Source organism: Ruegeria sp. AH3, from assembly GCF_056536265.1.
On record NZ_JBQFJL010000002.1, the window covers coordinates 668,173 to 684,701 of the forward strand.

The 16,529-nt window shown below is 56.7% G+C and carries 15 protein-coding genes; 8 read left to right on the plus strand and 7 right to left on the minus strand.

Going from position 1 to position 16,529, the window contains the following annotated elements; all coding sequences use genetic code 11:
* Nucleotides 1-269: 269 nt before the first annotated feature.
* Nucleotides 270-1,499, minus strand: coding sequence for a lytic murein transglycosylase (locus tag ACR3EM_RS20635; protein WP_480472686.1), 1,230 nt, complete (start codon nt 1,497-1,499; stop codon nt 270-272).
* 130 nt (nt 1,500-1,629) lie between these two features.
* Between ACR3EM_RS20635 and ACR3EM_RS20640 the strand changes: the two genes are divergently transcribed.
* The 6 genes from ACR3EM_RS20640 to ACR3EM_RS20665 are packed head-to-tail and all read left to right on the plus strand — an operon-like array spanning nt 1,630 to nt 8,124.
* Entirely contained in the window at nt 1,630-2,583 is a 954-nt protein-coding gene (locus ACR3EM_RS20640; RefSeq protein WP_480472688.1) for a cytochrome ubiquinol oxidase subunit II family protein, read from the plus strand.
* On the plus strand, nt 2,580-4,670 hold the full coding sequence (locus ACR3EM_RS20645; RefSeq protein ID WP_480472691.1) for a cbb3-type cytochrome c oxidase subunit I: 2,091 nt from the start codon (nt 2,580-2,582) through the stop codon (nt 4,668-4,670). The genes ACR3EM_RS20640 and ACR3EM_RS20645 overlap by 4 nt, the downstream gene beginning before the upstream one ends.
* The gene (locus ACR3EM_RS20650) at nt 4,667-5,299 is read left to right on the plus strand and encodes a cytochrome c oxidase subunit 3 (protein WP_480472693.1); all 633 of its coding nucleotides are present in this window, start codon (nt 4,667-4,669) and stop codon (nt 5,297-5,299) included. Before ACR3EM_RS20645 ends, ACR3EM_RS20650 begins: the two co-directional genes overlap by 4 nt.
* Nucleotides 5,292-5,612: a cytochrome o ubiquinol oxidase subunit IV gene (locus ACR3EM_RS20655; RefSeq protein ID WP_480472695.1), complete on the plus strand. Its 321-nt coding sequence runs from the start codon at nt 5,292-5,294 to the stop codon at nt 5,610-5,612. The genes ACR3EM_RS20650 and ACR3EM_RS20655 overlap by 8 nt, the downstream gene beginning before the upstream one ends.
* 20 nt (nt 5,613-5,632) lie before the next feature.
* Complete coding sequence (locus tag ACR3EM_RS20660) at nt 5,633-6,610, plus strand: HlyD family secretion protein (protein WP_480472697.1); 978 nt, start codon at nt 5,633-5,635, stop codon at nt 6,608-6,610.
* Nucleotides 6,607-8,124, plus strand: a complete 1,518-nt coding sequence (locus tag ACR3EM_RS20665; protein ID WP_480472699.1) for a DHA2 family efflux MFS transporter permease subunit — start codon at nt 6,607-6,609, stop codon at nt 8,122-8,124. Before ACR3EM_RS20660 ends, ACR3EM_RS20665 begins: the two co-directional genes overlap by 4 nt.
* Here the strand turns inward: ACR3EM_RS20665 and crcB are convergent.
* Nucleotides 8,121-8,483, minus strand: coding sequence for a fluoride efflux transporter CrcB (gene crcB, locus ACR3EM_RS20670; RefSeq protein ID WP_480472701.1), 363 nt, complete (start codon nt 8,481-8,483; stop codon nt 8,121-8,123). The two genes, ACR3EM_RS20665 and crcB, sit on opposite strands and share 4 nt — an antisense overlap.
* Complete coding sequence (locus ACR3EM_RS20675) at nt 8,480-8,848, minus strand: fluoride efflux transporter FluC (RefSeq protein WP_480472912.1); 369 nt, start codon at nt 8,846-8,848, stop codon at nt 8,480-8,482. The genes crcB and ACR3EM_RS20675 overlap by 4 nt, the downstream gene beginning before the upstream one ends.
* A gap of 234 nt (nt 8,849-9,082) precedes the next feature.
* On the opposite strand from ACR3EM_RS20675, the gene ACR3EM_RS20680 reads away from it, so the two are divergent.
* Entirely contained in the window at nt 9,083-10,663 is a 1,581-nt protein-coding gene (locus tag ACR3EM_RS20680; RefSeq protein WP_480472703.1) for an FMN-binding glutamate synthase family protein, read from the plus strand.
* Between the two features lie 6 nt (nt 10,664-10,669).
* Here ACR3EM_RS20680 and ACR3EM_RS20685 read toward each other — a convergent pair whose 3' ends face one another.
* Genes ACR3EM_RS20685 through ACR3EM_RS20700 form a run of 4 tightly spaced genes read right to left on the minus strand, consistent with a single transcriptional unit; the run spans nt 10,670 to nt 14,586 of the window.
* Complete coding sequence (locus ACR3EM_RS20685; RefSeq protein WP_480472705.1) at nt 10,670-11,326, minus strand: ABC-type transport auxiliary lipoprotein family protein; 657 nt, start codon at nt 11,324-11,326, stop codon at nt 10,670-10,672.
* Nucleotides 11,323-12,639 carry an MlaD family protein gene (locus ACR3EM_RS20690; RefSeq protein ID WP_480472707.1) on the minus strand — a complete coding sequence of 439 codons (1,317 nt, stop codon included), beginning with the start codon at nt 12,637-12,639 and terminating at the stop codon, nt 11,323-11,325. The genes ACR3EM_RS20685 and ACR3EM_RS20690 overlap by 4 nt, the downstream gene beginning before the upstream one ends.
* Before the next feature lie 14 nt (nt 12,640-12,653).
* Nucleotides 12,654-13,460 (minus strand): ABC transporter ATP-binding protein, encoded by an 807-nt coding sequence (locus tag ACR3EM_RS20695; RefSeq protein WP_480472709.1) that lies wholly within the window; start codon nt 13,458-13,460, stop codon nt 12,654-12,656.
* 1 nt (nt 13,461) lies between these two features.
* A complete protein-coding gene (locus ACR3EM_RS20700; RefSeq protein ID WP_480472711.1) occupies nt 13,462-14,586 on the minus strand; it encodes an ABC transporter permease in 1,125 nt (374 codons plus the stop codon).
* Between the two features lie 164 nt (nt 14,587-14,750).
* Here ACR3EM_RS20700 and ACR3EM_RS20705 point away from each other — a divergent pair, with 164 nt between their 5' ends.
* Complete coding sequence (locus tag ACR3EM_RS20705; RefSeq protein WP_480472713.1) at nt 14,751-16,307, plus strand: alkaline phosphatase family protein; 1,557 nt, start codon at nt 14,751-14,753, stop codon at nt 16,305-16,307.
* The last annotated feature ends 222 nt before the right edge of the window (nt 16,308-16,529 follow it).

Genomic DNA, 16,529 nt, shown 5'->3' on the forward strand with positions numbered 1-16,529 from the left:
AAAAAACCTGGCCTGCGGCGACAGGGGATACCAGAAATCTAACGGCGAAAGGTAACTTTCACTGCGGGAAGCGTGCCGTTTTTTCGACAAAGGTAAAGAGCATTGGGAACAATCGTGAGGTCAAAGATCGAATGAAACCGTAACCGGCGCTGCCTTCGAAAGAATATTCTGAAACATCTTCTCGTCCTGACATTTTCGTGAAGCACGATATATCTGACAAGGTGAATGCGTCCGAAAATAGGCTCTTGAACGGCGAATCACCCGAAGCTTTAAGGCTTCAGTTTGCTCTTCATTTCGGCTTCGGGAAAACAAGTGGGAGGCTGCCGGGTTGCCTCCTGCCAGCGTCCGATCGAACGGCGGGTTTTATAGCCTGGCAACCCGTCGACGCCGCCCACATCGTGCCCCTGCCGGACCAGTGCTTCTTGCATCCGGGCAATGTCAGAACGGTAGAGCCCGCCTACGTTGCCCCATCGACCGCTGAAATCTCCGACGCCATATTGGATGCGATCCCCGACATGCCCCACAAACAGCGCGTAGAGGTCGCTGGTGTTGTAATCCTTCAGGACATAGAAGTTCGGGGTTACGATAAAGGCGGGACCTTTGCGCCCGGCGGGCATCATCAAATAACCTTCAGCCGCCTGTTCATGCATAGGAAATGGTCGCCCCGAGACGCGTGCGACGCCCATCGCAGCCCAGTCTTGAACTGAACGCCCCTGATCCGGCCCCTCAAGCGCACAGGATACATCGCTTGGCACGGTCACTTCGAAGCCCCAATCGCGCCCTGCCACCCAGCCATGCTGTGCCAGATAGTTGCCGATAGAGGCGATGGTGTCCGCCTCAGACCCCCAGATATCAGCACGACCATCTCCGTTCCCATCGGCGGCATAGGTCAGAAAACTGGTTGGCATGAATTGCGGTTGTCCCAGCGCGCCCGCCCAACTGCTTTTCAGCACGGATGCGTGCCCAGCCTCGGCAATCTGCAGGGCGGCGATCAATTCACCGGTGAAATAGTTGGAGCGTGTGCTCATGAAGCCCTTGGTGCCCAGGACCTGAAAGGCGTTGTGGCGGATTGGAACCTGTCCATAGCCGCTCTCACGCCCCCAGATGGCCAGAATAATGCGCGCGGGCACACCCGTTTTTGCTTCGACCCGCGCCAGCGTTTTCGCATGACGCCGCGCCATCTGGCGACCTACGGACGTGGCCCCTCGCACCGAGTTTGCATTGAAATAACGCCCAGGAGAGCCAAATTCTGCCTGACGCTGAGCCTTCGGTGTTTTCTTCGGGCTTCCCGGAGGCACCAGATCCGGCAACTCCCAGTTTAGGGTCACGCCATCAAAAGCCCGCTGAAAGGTGCGTCGTGAAACGCCCTTGGCTTTTGCCTGGGGCCAGATCTCTTGCTGCAACCAACTCTGGAATTGCCTCTCGACCGCCTCGCGATTCTGCGCAAAGACGGGCATTGCAAGCAAGGTCAGACAGATCAAGGCAACGGTCAATCGCATGTCTTCAGGTCTCGCGTGCCCCATCCTCCATGTCAACCGCGCCGTGGGCATCCTCCCGGAAAAGGTCTTGAGAAATAGTCTGACTCTGCCGATAGTTGCCAAGAACCCCGTCATAAGAGGATCAGCAAGCGTGACCATCCCCCGGATCTCCGCTGTGGCAGTACCCGCCTTGCTCGCGCTGCTGGTGTCGGCCCAGATCGCCGGGGCGAGTGATAGTTTCCTGGATCCTCAAGGACCGATAGCAGCAGTGCAGAAGACGCATCTTTTTCGCGCTACGGCCTTGATCCTGATTGCCGTCATTCCTGTGCTGGTGTTGGTGCCTTTGATTGCCTTGCGATATCGCCGTCGCAAGGGCGGGGCAGCAGCTTACACACCGCACTGGGATTTTTCGGCAAAGCTTGAGTTTTTGATGTGGGGTGTGCCGGTCGTGATCGTGGCGATCCTGTCCTTTTATTTGTGGAAGGCCACCCACCGTCTTGATCCCTACGCAGCCCCGTTCGGTCAGGAACCAGCATTGCAGGTTCAAGTGGTCGGATTGGATTGGAAGTGGCTGTTCATCTATCCCGATCTGGGTATCGCAAGCGTGGGAGAGCTGGGCATACCGATCAATCAGCAGGTGGCGATGACCCTGACGACCGACACAGTGATGCAATCTTTCATGATCCCTGCGCTGGCAGGGCAGATTTATGCCATGCCCGGAATGACGACCAAGCTGCATCTGGTCGCGGATACACCAAAGACCATGCAAGGAGAGAACACCCAATATAATGGCCGTGGTTTCACCAAGCAGAAGTTTCTGACGCAGGCCATGCAGCCCAAAGACTTTGAAGCTTGGGTGACAAGCGTTCGGACCAATGGGATCCCCTTGACCGAGGATACCTATCGCACGCTCGCCATGCGCACGGATCGGGATGAGGTGCAAGCGGCTTTGGGGACACCGCTTATGCCCCTCAATGCGCTCTATTTCACGTTGGAAGAGGGTGATCTGTTCGGATCGATCCTGCATCGCTATCACAGCGGTGAACCCCTTCCCCTGAACCAGCAACCCGGCACGACCGCGTTCGGGCAGGAGGCGAAGCAATGACATCTGCCGAGACTGGTTTCCTTGGCCGTCTGAGTTGGGACGCATTGCCCATCATGGGGCTTATCCAGAACCCCAACGCGAACGAGATCGTGGCGAACGCAGCTGCTGGCATCGTTGTCGTCGGAGTTGCTGTGGTGGTGGCGGTGCTGACATGGTTCCGCCTGTGGGGGCCGCTATGGCGTGACTGGCTGACCAGCACGGATCACAAGAAGATCGGTATCATGTATATCGTTTTCGCCATCGTCATGCTGGCGCGCGGCGTGCTGGAGGGTGTGGTGATGCGCGCCCAGCAGGCCGCTGGGCCGGGGGATGGGTTTCTCGAAGCTGAACACTTTGCCGAGCTGTTCAGCACCCATGGAACCATCATGGTTTTCTTTGTCGCTGTGCCCTTCGTCTTTGGCGTTGCAAACTATGTGATCCCGCTGATGATCGGCGCGCGCGATGTTGCCTTTCCGGTGTTGAACCAGATCGGCCTTGGGCTGACCGTTTCTGCGGGCATGATGTTGATGGTTTCACTGGTGGTGGGAGAGTTCTCGACCGGTGGTTGGACGGCTTATCCACCTTATACCGGAGCCGCGTTTAATCCGGGTGTAGGGCCGGATTACTGGATTTGGGCCATTGTCGTCTCGGGCATTGGTACGACGCTGACGGGTATCAACTTCGCGGTCACGATCTATAAACTCCGTGCGCCGGGGATGAAGTTTATGCGGTTGCCGATGTATTGCTGGACGATCATCTGCAGCTCGATCCTGATCATATTTGCCATGCCGCCGCTGGGTGTTGCCGCGCTGCTGCTGGCCGCAGACCGTTATCTAGATTTTCACTTCTTCACCAATGATCTCGGCGGCAACATGATGAACTATGCCAATCTGTTCTGGCTGTTTGGTCACCCCGAGGTTTATCTGCTGGTCCTGCCCGCCTATGGCATCTATTCCGAAGTCTTCGCTACTTTCTCGGCTAAGCGCCTATATGGCTATAACTCGCTGGTCATCGCCACGATGTCGATTGCAATCATGTCCTTCACAGTCTGGCTGCACCATTTCTTCACCATGGGTCAAAGCGCGCTGATCAACGCTGTATTCGGCATTGCCACGATGCTGATTGCCATTCCAACGGGGGTGAAAGTCTACGATTGGATGGCGACGCTCTATCGTGGGCGTATCCGGTTTTCAGTGCCGATGCTTTATGGTCTGGCCTTCTTGATGCTATTCGTGATCGGTGGTCTCAGCGGCGTAATTCTTGCCAACCCGACCGTTGATTATCAGGTTCACAACACGCTGTTCCTGGTGGCACATTTCCACAACGCGTTGTTGCCCGGTGTGCTGTTCGGCTTGCTCGCCGCCTATAACTATTGGTTCCCAAAAGCCTTCGGTTTCCGTCTGAACGAATTCTGGGGCCGCGTTTCGGTCTTTTGCTGGACTGTTGGTTTCCTTCTAACCTTCATGCCGCTTTATTTCGTCGGCCTGATGGGAATGCCGCGCCGGTCATTCAGCTGGGAGGACCCGAGCTTTCACCCTTATATGATTGTCGCCGTGCTTGGTGCGCTGGTGATTACATGCGGCTTGTTCTCGGTGCTGATCCAGCTTTGGGTCAGCATCCGCGACCGCGATCAGTCCCGTGCGCCCGTCGGCGATCCGTGGGACGGGCGCACGCTGGAATGGTCTATCCCATCGCCACCTCCGCCCTATAACTTCGCCATTATCCCGCGAGTGACCGATCGCGATGACTTTGCCGCCGCCAAAGAGCGAGGTCAGGCCTATCCCAAACCGGAGGCCTATGAAGATATCGAAATGCCGCGCAATACCGGCATCGGGTTCATCCTGTGTGTGCTCAGCGGCGTCTGGATGTTCGCACTAGTCTGGTGGATCTGGTGGCTGGCCGCTTTGATGACCATCGCGATGATCCTTGCCTTTATCATCTGGAGCTTCGACACCAGCACCGAAATCATCATCCCCGCCGAAGAGGTACGCAAAGAACACGAGGCCTGGCTGGCGCTGGTCCGCAGCACTCAAGCCGTGGACCGTGACCATGAATGCGCGCCGGAAAACCGAGGCCTTGCGCGCCCGGATATGGAGGCCGTGACATGAGGCGCGCACCCGAGCACAGCTATCCGGGGATCAACCTTGGCGAGGATCATGCCAGCGCGCATAAGGTCACCGAGATCGTAACCTTCGGTTTCTGGGTCTTTTTGATGAGCGATCTGGTCTATTTCGGACTGATGTTCGCAATCTACATCACCATGATCGATGCGCAGGCCGGAGGGCCGGGACCGCATGAGCTGTTCGACCTGAAAAGCATCTTCGCCCAGACGCTGATCCTATTGACCAGCAGCCTGACCGTAGGGCTTGCGATGCTGGCGCTGAAATACAATCTGCCACGGGCGCGCATCGTTCTTTGGTTTGGTGTCACACTCCTACTGGGGCTCTGCTTTCTGGTGCTGGAGATCCGCGATTTCATGAACATGGCTGCGCAAGGCGGTATCCCACAACGCAGCGGCTTTCTGTCAGCCTTCTATGGCCTTGTGCCACTGCATGGGCTGCACGTCGCAGCAGGGTGCGTCTGGTTGATCGTTTTGGGCATCCAGCTGCGCGTGATGGGCATGACCGATCTGGTAATCTCACGTGTGGTGCGGCTGGCGCTGTTTTGGCACTTCCTCGATCTGATCTGGATCGGCATCATAACCATCGTGTATTTCGGAGGGCTGGCCTATGGATAGACGGACCGAACTACACCGGCGCGAACGGCGGCGCTATGTCATCGGCTATGGCGGTTCTCTTTTACTGACGCTTGTCGTGTTTGCCATCGCGTATCGGTACGGCATCGAGACACCCGGAGTATATTTTGCCATCGGCCTGCTTGGTCTGGCCCAACTGGTCGTGCAATTGGTCTATTTCCTGCATATCGACCGTCGTCGCAGTAGCCGCGAGGACATGGACCTAATCCTGTTCTCAACCCTCGTGTTGCTCATCATCATCGGCGGGACAGTTTGGATTCTGGGCAATCTGGCCGTGCGGATGCACATGATGTGATCCGGGAAGGACGGTAGCGAATGAAGCCAATCAAAGTCATCGCCGTTGTTGGCATGCTCGCCGCGATTGCGGTCGGGCTGCTGTTATTCTGGCGACATGAAGAACGATACCCCTCGACACAAGATGCCTATATCGGGGCCAACATTATCTTTGTTGCGGCGCAGGTGACCGGACAAGTCGCGGAGGTCGCAATATCCGACAACCAACCGGTTAAAGCGGGTGATCTGCTGTTCACGATTGATGAGACGCAGTTCAAGGCTTCGGTTGATCAGGCTCAGGCCAATCTGGACAGCGCCATTCAACAGGCCGAATCCTTCTCGAACCAGATCACGGCGGCGCAGGCCGCGGTGGAAAGTGCCGGTTCTTTCTATGAAACGTCAAAAAGCAATCTGGAACGGGCCAGAGCTTTGTTTTCAGACGGCAATCTTGCACAAGCCTCGTTGGATCAAGCCACTTCGGAGTTCGCGCAAGCCTCGGCCCGGTTGACCACAAGCCGCTCCGAACTGGCCGCATTGCAAAGCGGTTTGGCGGCTCGGCAAGACAACGTGCTGTCCTCGCAAGCGGCGCTGGAGATTGCACAGGCCGATCTGGCCTGGACCAAGATCTATGCATCTGCCGATGGTTGGATCGCCAACCTAACCCTTCGCCCCGGGTCATCGGTATCCGCGAATGCGCCGCAATTCTCGATCGTCGAATCCTCGGAATGGTGGATCGATGCCAACTTCAAAGAGACCTCTCTGCCCCGTATCCGACCGGGTCAACCAGCCAAAATCCGGGTCGATATGCTGCCGGGCATCGCTCTGACGGGCAGAGTAGCTTCCATCGGGCGTGGCTCGGGCGATACGTTTTCGCTGCTGCCGTCAGAAAACTCCAGCGGCAACTGGGTCAAGGTCACAAGGCGGTTTCCAGTAAGGATCGAGCTTGATCCAACGGACGCGCCGCTGCGGGTCGGGGGCAGCAGCAAGGTCACGGTTGATACAACCGGATCAGGGCAATGACCGATCCCGGCCACATCAATCGCGTGATTGTGGTGGCCGTTGTTCTGAGCGCCATTCTTGAGGTGCTCGACAGCACCATCGTCAACGTCGCGCTGCCCCATATTCAAGCCGCGTTCGGCGCAACAACCGATCAGGCGACATGGATCCTGACCAGCTATATTGTCTCGGCCGTAGTGGTTATGCCGCTAACCGGCTTTGTCGCACGCAGGGTCGGGCGACGACGATTGATCCTGACGGCGGTCACGGGCTTTGCCACCATGTCGGTAATGTGCGGTCTGTCGTGGAGCCTCGAGACCATTGTCGCATTCCGGTTAGCGCAAGGCATGTTCGGCGCCTTCCTGATCCCCCTTTCACAATCCATTCTGTTTGACGCTTTCCCGCGCGAAAAACGGGGGCAGGCAATGGCGGTGTTTGGGCTGGGTGTTGTGGTCGCTCCGGTCCTGGGGCCGACTGTCGGGGCCATTCTGACCGAATATTTCTCATGGCGGATGGTCTTTTTCGTGAACCTACCCGTTGCGGCGATGGCCTTGCTGTTGCTGGCCGGGGAACTTCCTGATGACAAAACCGAAGAGGTTCGTATCGATTGGAAAGGCCTGGCGCTGCTGGCCCTTGGTATCGGTTGCCTGCAATTCGTGCTTGATCAGGGAGAGACCAAGGACTGGCTGTCGTCCCGGATCATTCAGGTTGCGGTTATCGCCTCGGTTCTGGGTGCGATGGGGTTTATCCTTCACGGGCTTACATCCCGGCAACCTGTCGTCGATCTGCGCCTTTTCGCGGACCGCAATTTCGCGCTGTGCAACCTCGTCATCGCCGGGTTTGCGATTTCTTTGTTCGGAGGCATCGCCATTCTGCCAACCTTTGTCCAGAACCTGCTGGACTATCCGGTCATCGCATCGGGGCATCTGTTTATCCCACGCGGAATTGCTGCTGGTGCGTCCATGGTCCTGACCGGAGCCGTTCTGGTCACCCGGTTCGATCCGCGCGTATTGGCCGGCCTCGGCATGCTGCTGACCGCGATCGGGAATTTCATGATGGGTTCGCTAAATCTGAATGCGAGCTTCTGGCAGCTTGCCTGGCCGGGGTTCGTCAGCGGCCTCGGCATGGGGCTGGTTTTTGTTCCAATGTCCATTCTGGCATTCGAGAGCATCAGCAAGACGCGGCAGGATGAGGCCTCGGGCCTGTTCAACGTCACGCGGCAGTTGGGGTCATCTGTTGGGATTTCTCTGGTAGGAACCTGGGTCGTGCGAGGCCTGCAAACGAACACAGCGGTTCTGAGCCAGAATGTGACGCCTTACAACCCCGCCGCGCAGGCCTACCTCGAGCCGTTAGGTTTGACACCAGACAGCGCTGAGGGCGCAGCATTGCTGGGACAGGAGATCGCAAAGCAGGCCGAGATGATCTCATACCTGACAGTATTCAATAATTTAGGTCTGCTGGCGCTGGCAACGATTCCGCTGCTGTTCTTCTGTCGTGCGCCGAACCCAGAGGCGCGCAACGCAGCGCCCGTACACTAGCGGGTCAGAAAAAGACCGAGCCAAAGCGCAAACCAGCACAAAACAAGGCTGATGAGGATGTTTCCAGCAGCAAGCGCGATGGTTTTTTCCCGGTGCAGCTGCAGAGATTGATAAGCAAAACTTGAGAAAGTGGTGAACCCGCCACAAAAGCCAAACACCAGTCGTTTTTCCTCTTCACCCATGTCTACCGGGCCTCCCAGATAGCCGATCCAGAGACCAAGCAGCAAACTGCCCACGACATTCACAATCAGCGTGGAGTATGGAAGATCGTGTGTCACACGCAGGGCCAGCCAATGGCGCAGAACGGCGCCCAGCCCCCCGCCCAGGGCAAACATGCTGTGCAGATAGAGCTCGTTCATTCTGCAGCCTCCGAAGGCGATAAACGGCGACCCAAGGCTTCGCCCAGAATGGCGGCGCTCAAGCCAAACAGGATCTCTGCCGCGATCGCTATAATCACCAGTGAGCTACCGGCCTCAGCCATCCGCTCGAGCTCGGCCACGAAGGAAGAGAAGGTGGATAAGCCACCACAAAACCCGACTGCCCCCAAATGCAGCAAATGGGCGTGAATGCGATGGCGTATGGCATAGAGCCAGCCGAGGATGAAACAAGCCACGACATTGATGCCGAAGGTCGCTGTCAAAAACGGGGCACCGGGTATTTCCAGCGCGAAGAGTTCTCGCAACAGCGATCCTGCAGCTCCACCAACGAAAACCGCCGTATACATCAGCGCGCGATGCCTGAAGCGAGAAGGTGGACGTGACACTGCGGCTGATCCTGCTCTGACCCGTTTCCATCCGGCATACAGATTGCTTCAACACGCTTCAAGCAAGGGCGATGAAGCATTCGTTATGAATACGTTGGCTACAAAGGCTTGCACTGAAAGGTCAAATTGTTCCACGGTCTCGGATATGAACAGGCAACAGCCGAACCGCTTTGGCGCGACCCAGGGAGATCAGATATGATTGTTCGCAGGCTTTATTACATCCTCAGCTATGTGTGCCTGCCCTTGACCCTGCTGTGGGGCTTCTTCTGGCCGCCCGCCTACTGGCTGCTGGTGTTCCTTATCCCTTATGCGGTGATTGGCCTCTACGATATGCTGACGACAAAGCACAACGTACTGAACAATTACCCTGTCCTTGGACATTTCCGATACATGCTGGAATTTGTCAGCCCTGAAATCCGCCAATATTTCGTGGAAACCAACGAAAGTGGTCGGCCCTTCAACCGTATCATTCGCAGTCTGGTCTATTCACGCGCCAAGGGGCAGGTCGATACGCAGGCCTTCGGTACGCAATACGATATCCAAACCGTTGGCTATCACCGTGCCAACCATTCACTCGCGCCCAAGCATGTTCCCGAAAGCGAAGAAAGGGTGATGCTCGGCGGCCCGCAATGTGAAAAACCGTACGACGCCTCACGCCTGAACGTCTCCGCGATGAGCTTTGGCGCGCTCAGTGCCAATGCGATCCGCGCGCTGAATGGAGGTGCGAAGGATGGCGGATTTGCCCATAACACGGGCGAGGGCGGGCTCTCTCCGCACCATCTGGCTGAGGGTGGGGATATAATCTGGCAGATCGGTACTGGCTATTTCGGATGCCGGACGCCTGAGGGCGGTTTTAACAAAGATAAGTTTGCCGAAAGGGCCAAGAAGGACGTTGTAAAAGCGATTGAGATCAAGCTCTCGCAAGGAGCAAAGCCCTCTCATGGTGGCGTGTTGCCTGCAGCGAAAGTGGATGAGGAAATAGCAGAGATCCGAGGAGTGCCGGTGCATCAGGACGTGATATCTCCGCCTGTTCATTCGGCCTTCGACGGACCTACCGGGTTGATGCATTTCGTGCAGCAATTGCGTGAGATGTCGGAGGGAAAGCCAATTGGCTTCAAGCTCTGTATAGGCAATCCAACTGAATTCATGGCAATCTGCAAAGCCATGCTGGAGACCGGCATTCTGCCCGATTTCATTACCATAGACGGAGCCGAGGGGGGTACCGGTGCTGCGCCCGTGGAATTTACCAACCGGCTGGGAATGCCGCTGAATGAGGCGCTGATCTTCGTGAACAACTGCCTGCGCGGGATTGGAGCGCGCGACAAGATCCGCGTTATCTGCTCGGGCAAGGTAGCGACCGGGTTCGACATGATCGAAAAATTCGCTCTTGGCGCCGACATGTGCAACGCAGCGCGGGCGATGATGTTTGCCGTAGGCTGCATTCAGGCGCTGCATTGCAACACCAACCGCTGCCCCTCGGGCGTTGCGACGCAAGATCCGATCCGGGGTCGGGCCGTGAATGTGCCACAGAAACGGCAGCGTGTGCACCGATATCACGACGCAACGCTGGAAAGTTTCCGCGAAATTCTGGGGGCAATGGGCAAGGAAAAAGTCTCGGATCTGCGGCCCGCCGATATCCGCCGCCGGACAGCGGATGAGCGGGAACGAACCTACGCAGATCTGTACAGCTTTCTGGAAGATGGCGCACTGCTAGGCGAAGCTATCCCAGAAGAATTCGCAGCTGACTGGAAAGCGGCCTCAGCCAGTCACTTTTAGACTGGTTTAACGCGGGATCGAGCGCGGGTTGTTCTGCGCATGAGTATGAATTTTGCGGATGCTCCATTCGACGGAGTCCCGCATGGTCTTGCCCAAGGCAACATCAAAGGCCTCAACCAGGTCCGGTGTCTGGTCGCTGGCGGCCATTACATTTTCCTGGAACGAGCTGGAGGCGATGATCTTATCTTCGTACTCGTCAATGATCTTGATATTGATGCGTACTTCCACACGCACCGTTTTTGAGTTCTCTGACTCGCTGACAACGATGCCCTGAAACTCACGCAGATCGGGTGCAATGACATAATCCGCGCGCAGCCCGACTGTCGAACGGCCAACAGCCGCGACCTTACCGGAGTTCTCATAGCTTTCGACCATCAGGGCCTGAACAATCAAAGGGGCCCGGTCAACCCAGCGGGCTCTGGGCAAATACTGAACCTGCAACAATGAGGGCTGAACTGCGATCTGGTCGGTGTTCACCGCAGCCGTTGCAGTGGGCTCTTCAACAACGATTTGCTGCTGGATTCTGGGCAGAGATGTCGAGAAGGTGCTTTTCGGAGTTAACAGATACAGGTCATTGGGTTTCGACGCCTGACGCAATGTGTCCAAGCCGGTACATCCAGCCATTGCGGCCAACACCAGAGTCAGGATTAGGGGCCGTATCATTGACGAAACTCCGATGCTTGGGTGCCTAACAAAAAGCGGGCCGGGTCGCGCTCAACCTTGTCGACCAAGCGGTCGAGACTGATGACCAGACGCTGTGATTCCTCAATAAAGCGGACGAACTGTGGCAGTCCTACGCGCAGGAAGTCCGAGACCTGGCGACGGTTGTCCTGCACGATGCCATCGATCGTGCCCAACAGGTCCGAAGCGGATTGCGACGCGCTGAGAATGTCATCCGAAATCTTGTCGATCTTCTCGGTGATGTTCGAAACGGTCGAAGCCACTTGATTGGCCGCCTTGCGCACATCTTCCGCAACCGACGCAATATCTTCGTCCATAACGCGATTGGCTGAGTCAAAGGCACGCTCGGCCGAAGCAAGCGCAGTCTTGGCAGTATCCATGGCGGAATTGATCGAGCCGAGCGTGGTGTTCGCGTTCGCGAAGGTCTCGGTAACCGTACCCAAAGTGATGCTGCCTTCCTCGGAAAGCACAATCAGATGATCTGCCAGTCTTGAACCGCGTTCGATAAAAGGTCGTATTTCCTCGGTCATCACGGTCTGGGCGGTCTGCAGCGTACCATTCGCGGTATCCAGCGCAGTCTTCGCCGATTCCGAAGCCTCTTTGATGCTGTTCAGCGTATCCGTTCCGGTCGTAAGCGTGGTTTCGGCAGTGTCGGCCAGCGTATCCAGACGCTTGGTGAAATCCCCGATCTCTTTCGCAGCGCCGCCCAGATCGCTCGACAGGCTTTCGAAATCCGACAGTGTTTTGTCCAGTCGCCCCGAGGCCGAGGACAGATTGCTCAGGATCTCGGAGACGGCCTGACGGTTCTTCTCATCCACAACCGAGTTCAGGTCCTCAAGCAAGGTCAGGGCTTTTTCCAGAACCTGCGGCGCACCCTCCAGCAGAGACTGGATTGAGCTCCGTTTGCTTTGAATCACGCTGTTCTGCGGCAATCGTTCAGCCGAGGCGGAACCACCGGATAGCTCGACATAGGCGACACCGGTCACGCCCAACGATTGCAACTGCGCAATGGTTTCCTTGGTGACCGGGATATCTGCGTCAACTTCAAGGCGGACACGGACCTTGGAAGGGTCGTTGTCATCCAGCTGCAACGAGATGACCTGACCCACAGGCAGACCATTATAGTTGACGCCACCTGCCGCAGACAGGCCTGCCACATTGTCGAATAACACATCATAATACGCGTATTGCCGTGTGACTTCGAACTTGGCGAGCCACAGGAAGAAGCCGAAAGCCCCCAGTATACCGGCAAGGGTGAACGCACCGATCAGGATATAATTCGCTCGGGTCTCCATCGCCTCTACCTGTCCTACCCTTTCTCTTGCGCCGCGCGGGCACGAGGGCCTGTGAAATATTCCTGGACCCAAGGATGGTCGACCTTGGTCATGTCCTCTATCGGACCTTCAACCAGCACGCGTTTTTCCGCAAGTACCGCGATGCGGTCGCAAATTGCGTAAAGACTGTCCAGATCGTGGGTGACCATAAACACGGTAAGGCCTAACGCTTGCTGCAGCTCTCTGATCAGATCATCATATGCGGCAGCTCCGATAGGGTCCAATCCGGCGGTAGGCTCGTCCAGAAACACGATCTCGGGGTCCAGCGAGAGCGCGCGCGCCAGAGCTGCCCGTTTGCGCATCCCGCCCGACAGTTCCGAAGGGAACTTGCTGCAGCTTAGCTGAGGCAGCCCTACGAGGCTGATCTTCAGCCCCCCAAGCGCCGCCATCAGGCTTTCGCTGATGCTGGTATGTTCGCGCAGCGGCGCCATCACGTTCTGCAACACAGTCAGAGACGAAAACAGCGCTCCGTCCTGAAATGCGACGCCCCAGCTTTTTTCAATCCGTTGACGGTCGGCTTCGGGGCCGTTGAGCACATCGACGCCCAGTACCTCTATGCTGCCCGCCTTGGGTTTGTTCAGTCCGACAATCGTACGCAGCAACACCGACTTTCCGGTGCCTGATCCGCCGACAACGCCCAGAACCTCACCGCGCCAGACATCGAGGTTCAGGTTGTCATGCACCACCTGCTCACCGAACTGGTTGGTCAGATTTCGTACGCGAATGACAGCTTCGCGCTGCGTTTCACTCTGAGGGTTGTCCTGCAGGGCGGTGCCGTCCATGTCAGACCCCCAGCTCGGAAAAGAAGATTGAGAACAGCGCGTCGATGGCGATCACCATGAAGATCGATTGCACGACCGAAGCTGTCGTGCGCTGACCTACGCTTTCGGATGATCCTTTGACCTGCATCGCCTGCCAGCAGGCAATTGTCCCGATCACCAGCGCAAAGAACGGGGCTTTGATCATGCCAATCGCCAATTGCCAGACCCCGGTGTTTTCCTTGAGCCGCGTCAGGAACATGCCGGGGCTGACGCCCAAATCGATCCAGCTCATCAATGCGCCGCCGATCAGACCAGCCATATCGGCCACGAACCCAAGAATGGGCAGCATGATCAGCAACGCAACAACGCGCGGAACGACCAGCACCTCGATCGGATCAAGACCCAGCGTGCGCATCGCGTCGATCTCTTCCTGCACCTTCATTGAGCCTATCGAGGCGGTAAAAGCTGAACCCGACCGGCCTGCCACGATGATTGCAGTCAGCAGGATGCCAAGTTCGCGCAGGATCGAGATCGAGATCAGCTCGACCACGAAAATCTCGGCTCCGAACTGTTTCAATTGGGTCGCGCCCTGAAAGGCTAGGACCACACCGATCAGAAAACCCATCAGCGTCACGATGGGCAGCGCCTTGAAACCGACCTGTTCCATCTGCGAAACCAGCGCCGCACGCCGCAGTCGCCAGGGCATGATCAGCGTGCGCACCAGCCGGTGCAGGGTCAGTCCGAGGAATCCAAGGATCGACAGCGTGTCCCGCCATGCCCCTGCCGTATGTTCACCGATCCGGCCCACCCAATTGACAAAACCTGTCGGAGGCGCCTGATCGCCCAGTTTTTCGGGGATGTTCTGCGACACCGTATCGATCAGCGAAGAATGGGCAGGCGTTAACCCTTCGAAACGGACATTCGCACCATCGGCGCCCAATCGGCGCGACAGGTTTGCCACCAGCCAGGCACCGCCTGTATCCAGCGCCTGCAATTGTGACAGATCCATCACAACATCCTGTCCGCTCGGATGGATCGCCGCGAAATCGGCTTCAACCTTATCCAGCTGTTGCGTGCGCAGATCACCCGAAATCCGCAAGCACACGCCGGATGCGCTGGTGTCAGAGGTGATCGCAGGTCGGTTCATAGCGGTATGTGAAGTCAATCCGGGTGCGGCTGCAATGGCTTTGTTCAACCGGACCGGGTTTTAGCACCCATCAATTGCGATGGTGATACAGTAACTTCCAATCTCTGATCGGCTGAAAACCAGTTGCGCCTGTTACGAAAGCCGGACACTGTCCGCCGCAAATCGTGAAACACCAATCGGAGAATGGCACCGTGGGTCAGACCGGGAATGTTCTTTTTATCACCATCGATCAACTGCGCGCGGATTGCCTGAACGGAGTGCTTTCCGAACATGTGAACATGCCCAATCTGTGCGCATTCATGAGCGAGGCAACGGTGTTCAAGCGGCACTTTTCGGTCACGAACCCCTGTGGCCCTTCTCGGGCTTCGATGTTGACGGGACGGTATGCGATGAACCACCGGTCGATCCGGAATGGCACACCGATGCGTCACGACACGCCGAATATCGCGACCGAGATGCGCAAGGCCGGCTACCGCCCGATGCTCTATGGGTACACCGATACATCGGTCGACCCGCGGGTTCTCCATCCCAATGATCCTGTGGCCAAAAGCTATGAGCACCCGATGGCAGGTTTCGACGAGATTGTCGAAATGCGACTCGAAGAATCCTATCCGTGGCGATCTCATTTGCTGAAGAAAGGATACAAATTCGAGAACTATTTGGACGTCTACAAGCCTGTATCACCCGATGGCGGTCCACCAAAGCTGAACGACCCGGCGCTTTATCGCGCCGAAGACAGCGATACAGCGTTTCTGACCGATACGTTCCTGAATAGCATTGCTGCCTACGATAAGACCGATTGGTTCGCGCACCTGACCTATATCCGGCCTCACCCGCCATTGGTCGCGCCTGCACCTTACAATCGCATGTATGATCCGGCGCAACTGCCGCTGCCGGATACGCTGCCTTCGGCTGAAGATGAAAAGGCAATGCATCCGTTTTTTGGACCACTGATCGACAAAAGCGATCTTCGAAACGCGGTTCTGGGTTTCGATGAGGTCGAACAAACCGAAGAAAATCTACAGACCCTGCGCGCCATTTATCTTGGATTGGCGACCGAAGTTGATCATCACATCGGTCGGGTCATTCAATATCTGAAAGACAGCGGCCTTTACGACAAAACCCTTGTGGTGATCACCGCCGATCATGGCGAGATGCTGGGCGACAGGTTCTCCTGGGGCAAGATGTCGGTTTATGACGCGGCATATCAGACGCCACTCATGATCCGTGTCCCCGGGGAAGGGGCGGGCAGGGTGGTTGCCGAACCAACCGAATCCATCGACATCTCGCCCACGATTCTGGACTGGGTCGGGCAGGTGGCACCTAATTCGATGGATGGCCGGTCCTTGCTGCCTCTGGTGCGGGGTGAGACACCTGCGGATTGGCGCAGCTATACATTCAGCGAGTTGGATTTCTCGGAGCCCGAAGATCCGTCACTTTGGCAGAACCGACTGAAAACAGGAAACAGCGACTCTTGTTTGGGCATCTTGCGGGACGAGCGCTTCACGCTGGTCGAGTTTGCCGCCGATCTGCCGCCTTTGTTGTTTGATCATCAAGGGCGCGGGGAGCATGAGAATGTCGCGGGCAAACCGGAATTCGCAACTGATCTTGCACGGCTGTGCCGCCAGATGCTGCGTCACCGGATGCGCAACACCGACCACACGCTTTCGCTTGATTCGATCACCGCGGAAGGTCCGAAATCTCAGCGTCGGTATCACTAGATTCGTGGAAGGCGGGCCGCTTTTCCGGCCGGCTGCGCCTTCAGATTGATTATTATTCAGGCAGAGCACTTCTGTATAAAGAAGTGTTTCTGGCCCAATAATTGGGCCTATTGCCCGTTCTGTCTGTAGTTGTAGGGAAAATGACCGAATGCTTGGGTTTTTGACCGAAAAATATTTTTGGTGACAAAAACATTAAAAAACTGTCACATCTTTATGGTCTTT

Bases quoted from the DNA above. Each gene is read 5' to 3' on its own strand.
- ACR3EM_RS20635 (WP_480472686.1), bottom strand. From the start codon at position 1,499: ATGCGATTGACCGTTGCCTTGATCTGTCTGACCTTGCTTGCAATGCCC.
- ACR3EM_RS20645 (WP_480472691.1), top strand. From the start codon at position 2,580: ATGACATCTGCCGAGACTGGTTTCCTTGGCCGTCTGAGTTGGGACGCA.
- ACR3EM_RS20650 (WP_480472693.1), top strand. From the start codon at position 4,667: ATGAGGCGCGCACCCGAGCACAGCTATCCGGGGATCAACCTTGGCGAG.
- ACR3EM_RS20655 (WP_480472695.1), top strand. From the start codon at position 5,292: ATGGATAGACGGACCGAACTACACCGGCGCGAACGGCGGCGCTATGTC.
- ACR3EM_RS20660 (WP_480472697.1), top strand. From the start codon at position 5,633: ATGAAGCCAATCAAAGTCATCGCCGTTGTTGGCATGCTCGCCGCGATT.
- ACR3EM_RS20665 (WP_480472699.1), top strand. From the start codon at position 6,607: ATGACCGATCCCGGCCACATCAATCGCGTGATTGTGGTGGCCGTTGTT.
- crcB (WP_480472701.1), bottom strand. From the start codon at position 8,483: ATGAACGAGCTCTATCTGCACAGCATGTTTGCCCTGGGCGGGGGGCTG.
- ACR3EM_RS20675 (WP_480472912.1), bottom strand. From the start codon at position 8,848: ATGTATACGGCGGTTTTCGTTGGTGGAGCTGCAGGATCGCTGTTGCGA.
- ACR3EM_RS20680 (WP_480472703.1), top strand. From the start codon at position 9,083: ATGATTGTTCGCAGGCTTTATTACATCCTCAGCTATGTGTGCCTGCCC.
- ACR3EM_RS20685 (WP_480472705.1), bottom strand. From the start codon at position 11,326: ATGATACGGCCCCTAATCCTGACTCTGGTGTTGGCCGCAATGGCTGGA.
- ACR3EM_RS20690 (WP_480472707.1), bottom strand. From the start codon at position 12,639: ATGGAGACCCGAGCGAATTATATCCTGATCGGTGCGTTCACCCTTGCC.
- ACR3EM_RS20695 (WP_480472709.1), bottom strand. From the start codon at position 13,460: ATGGACGGCACCGCCCTGCAGGACAACCCTCAGAGTGAAACGCAGCGC.
- ACR3EM_RS20700 (WP_480472711.1), bottom strand. From the start codon at position 14,586: ATGAACCGACCTGCGATCACCTCTGACACCAGCGCATCCGGCGTGTGC.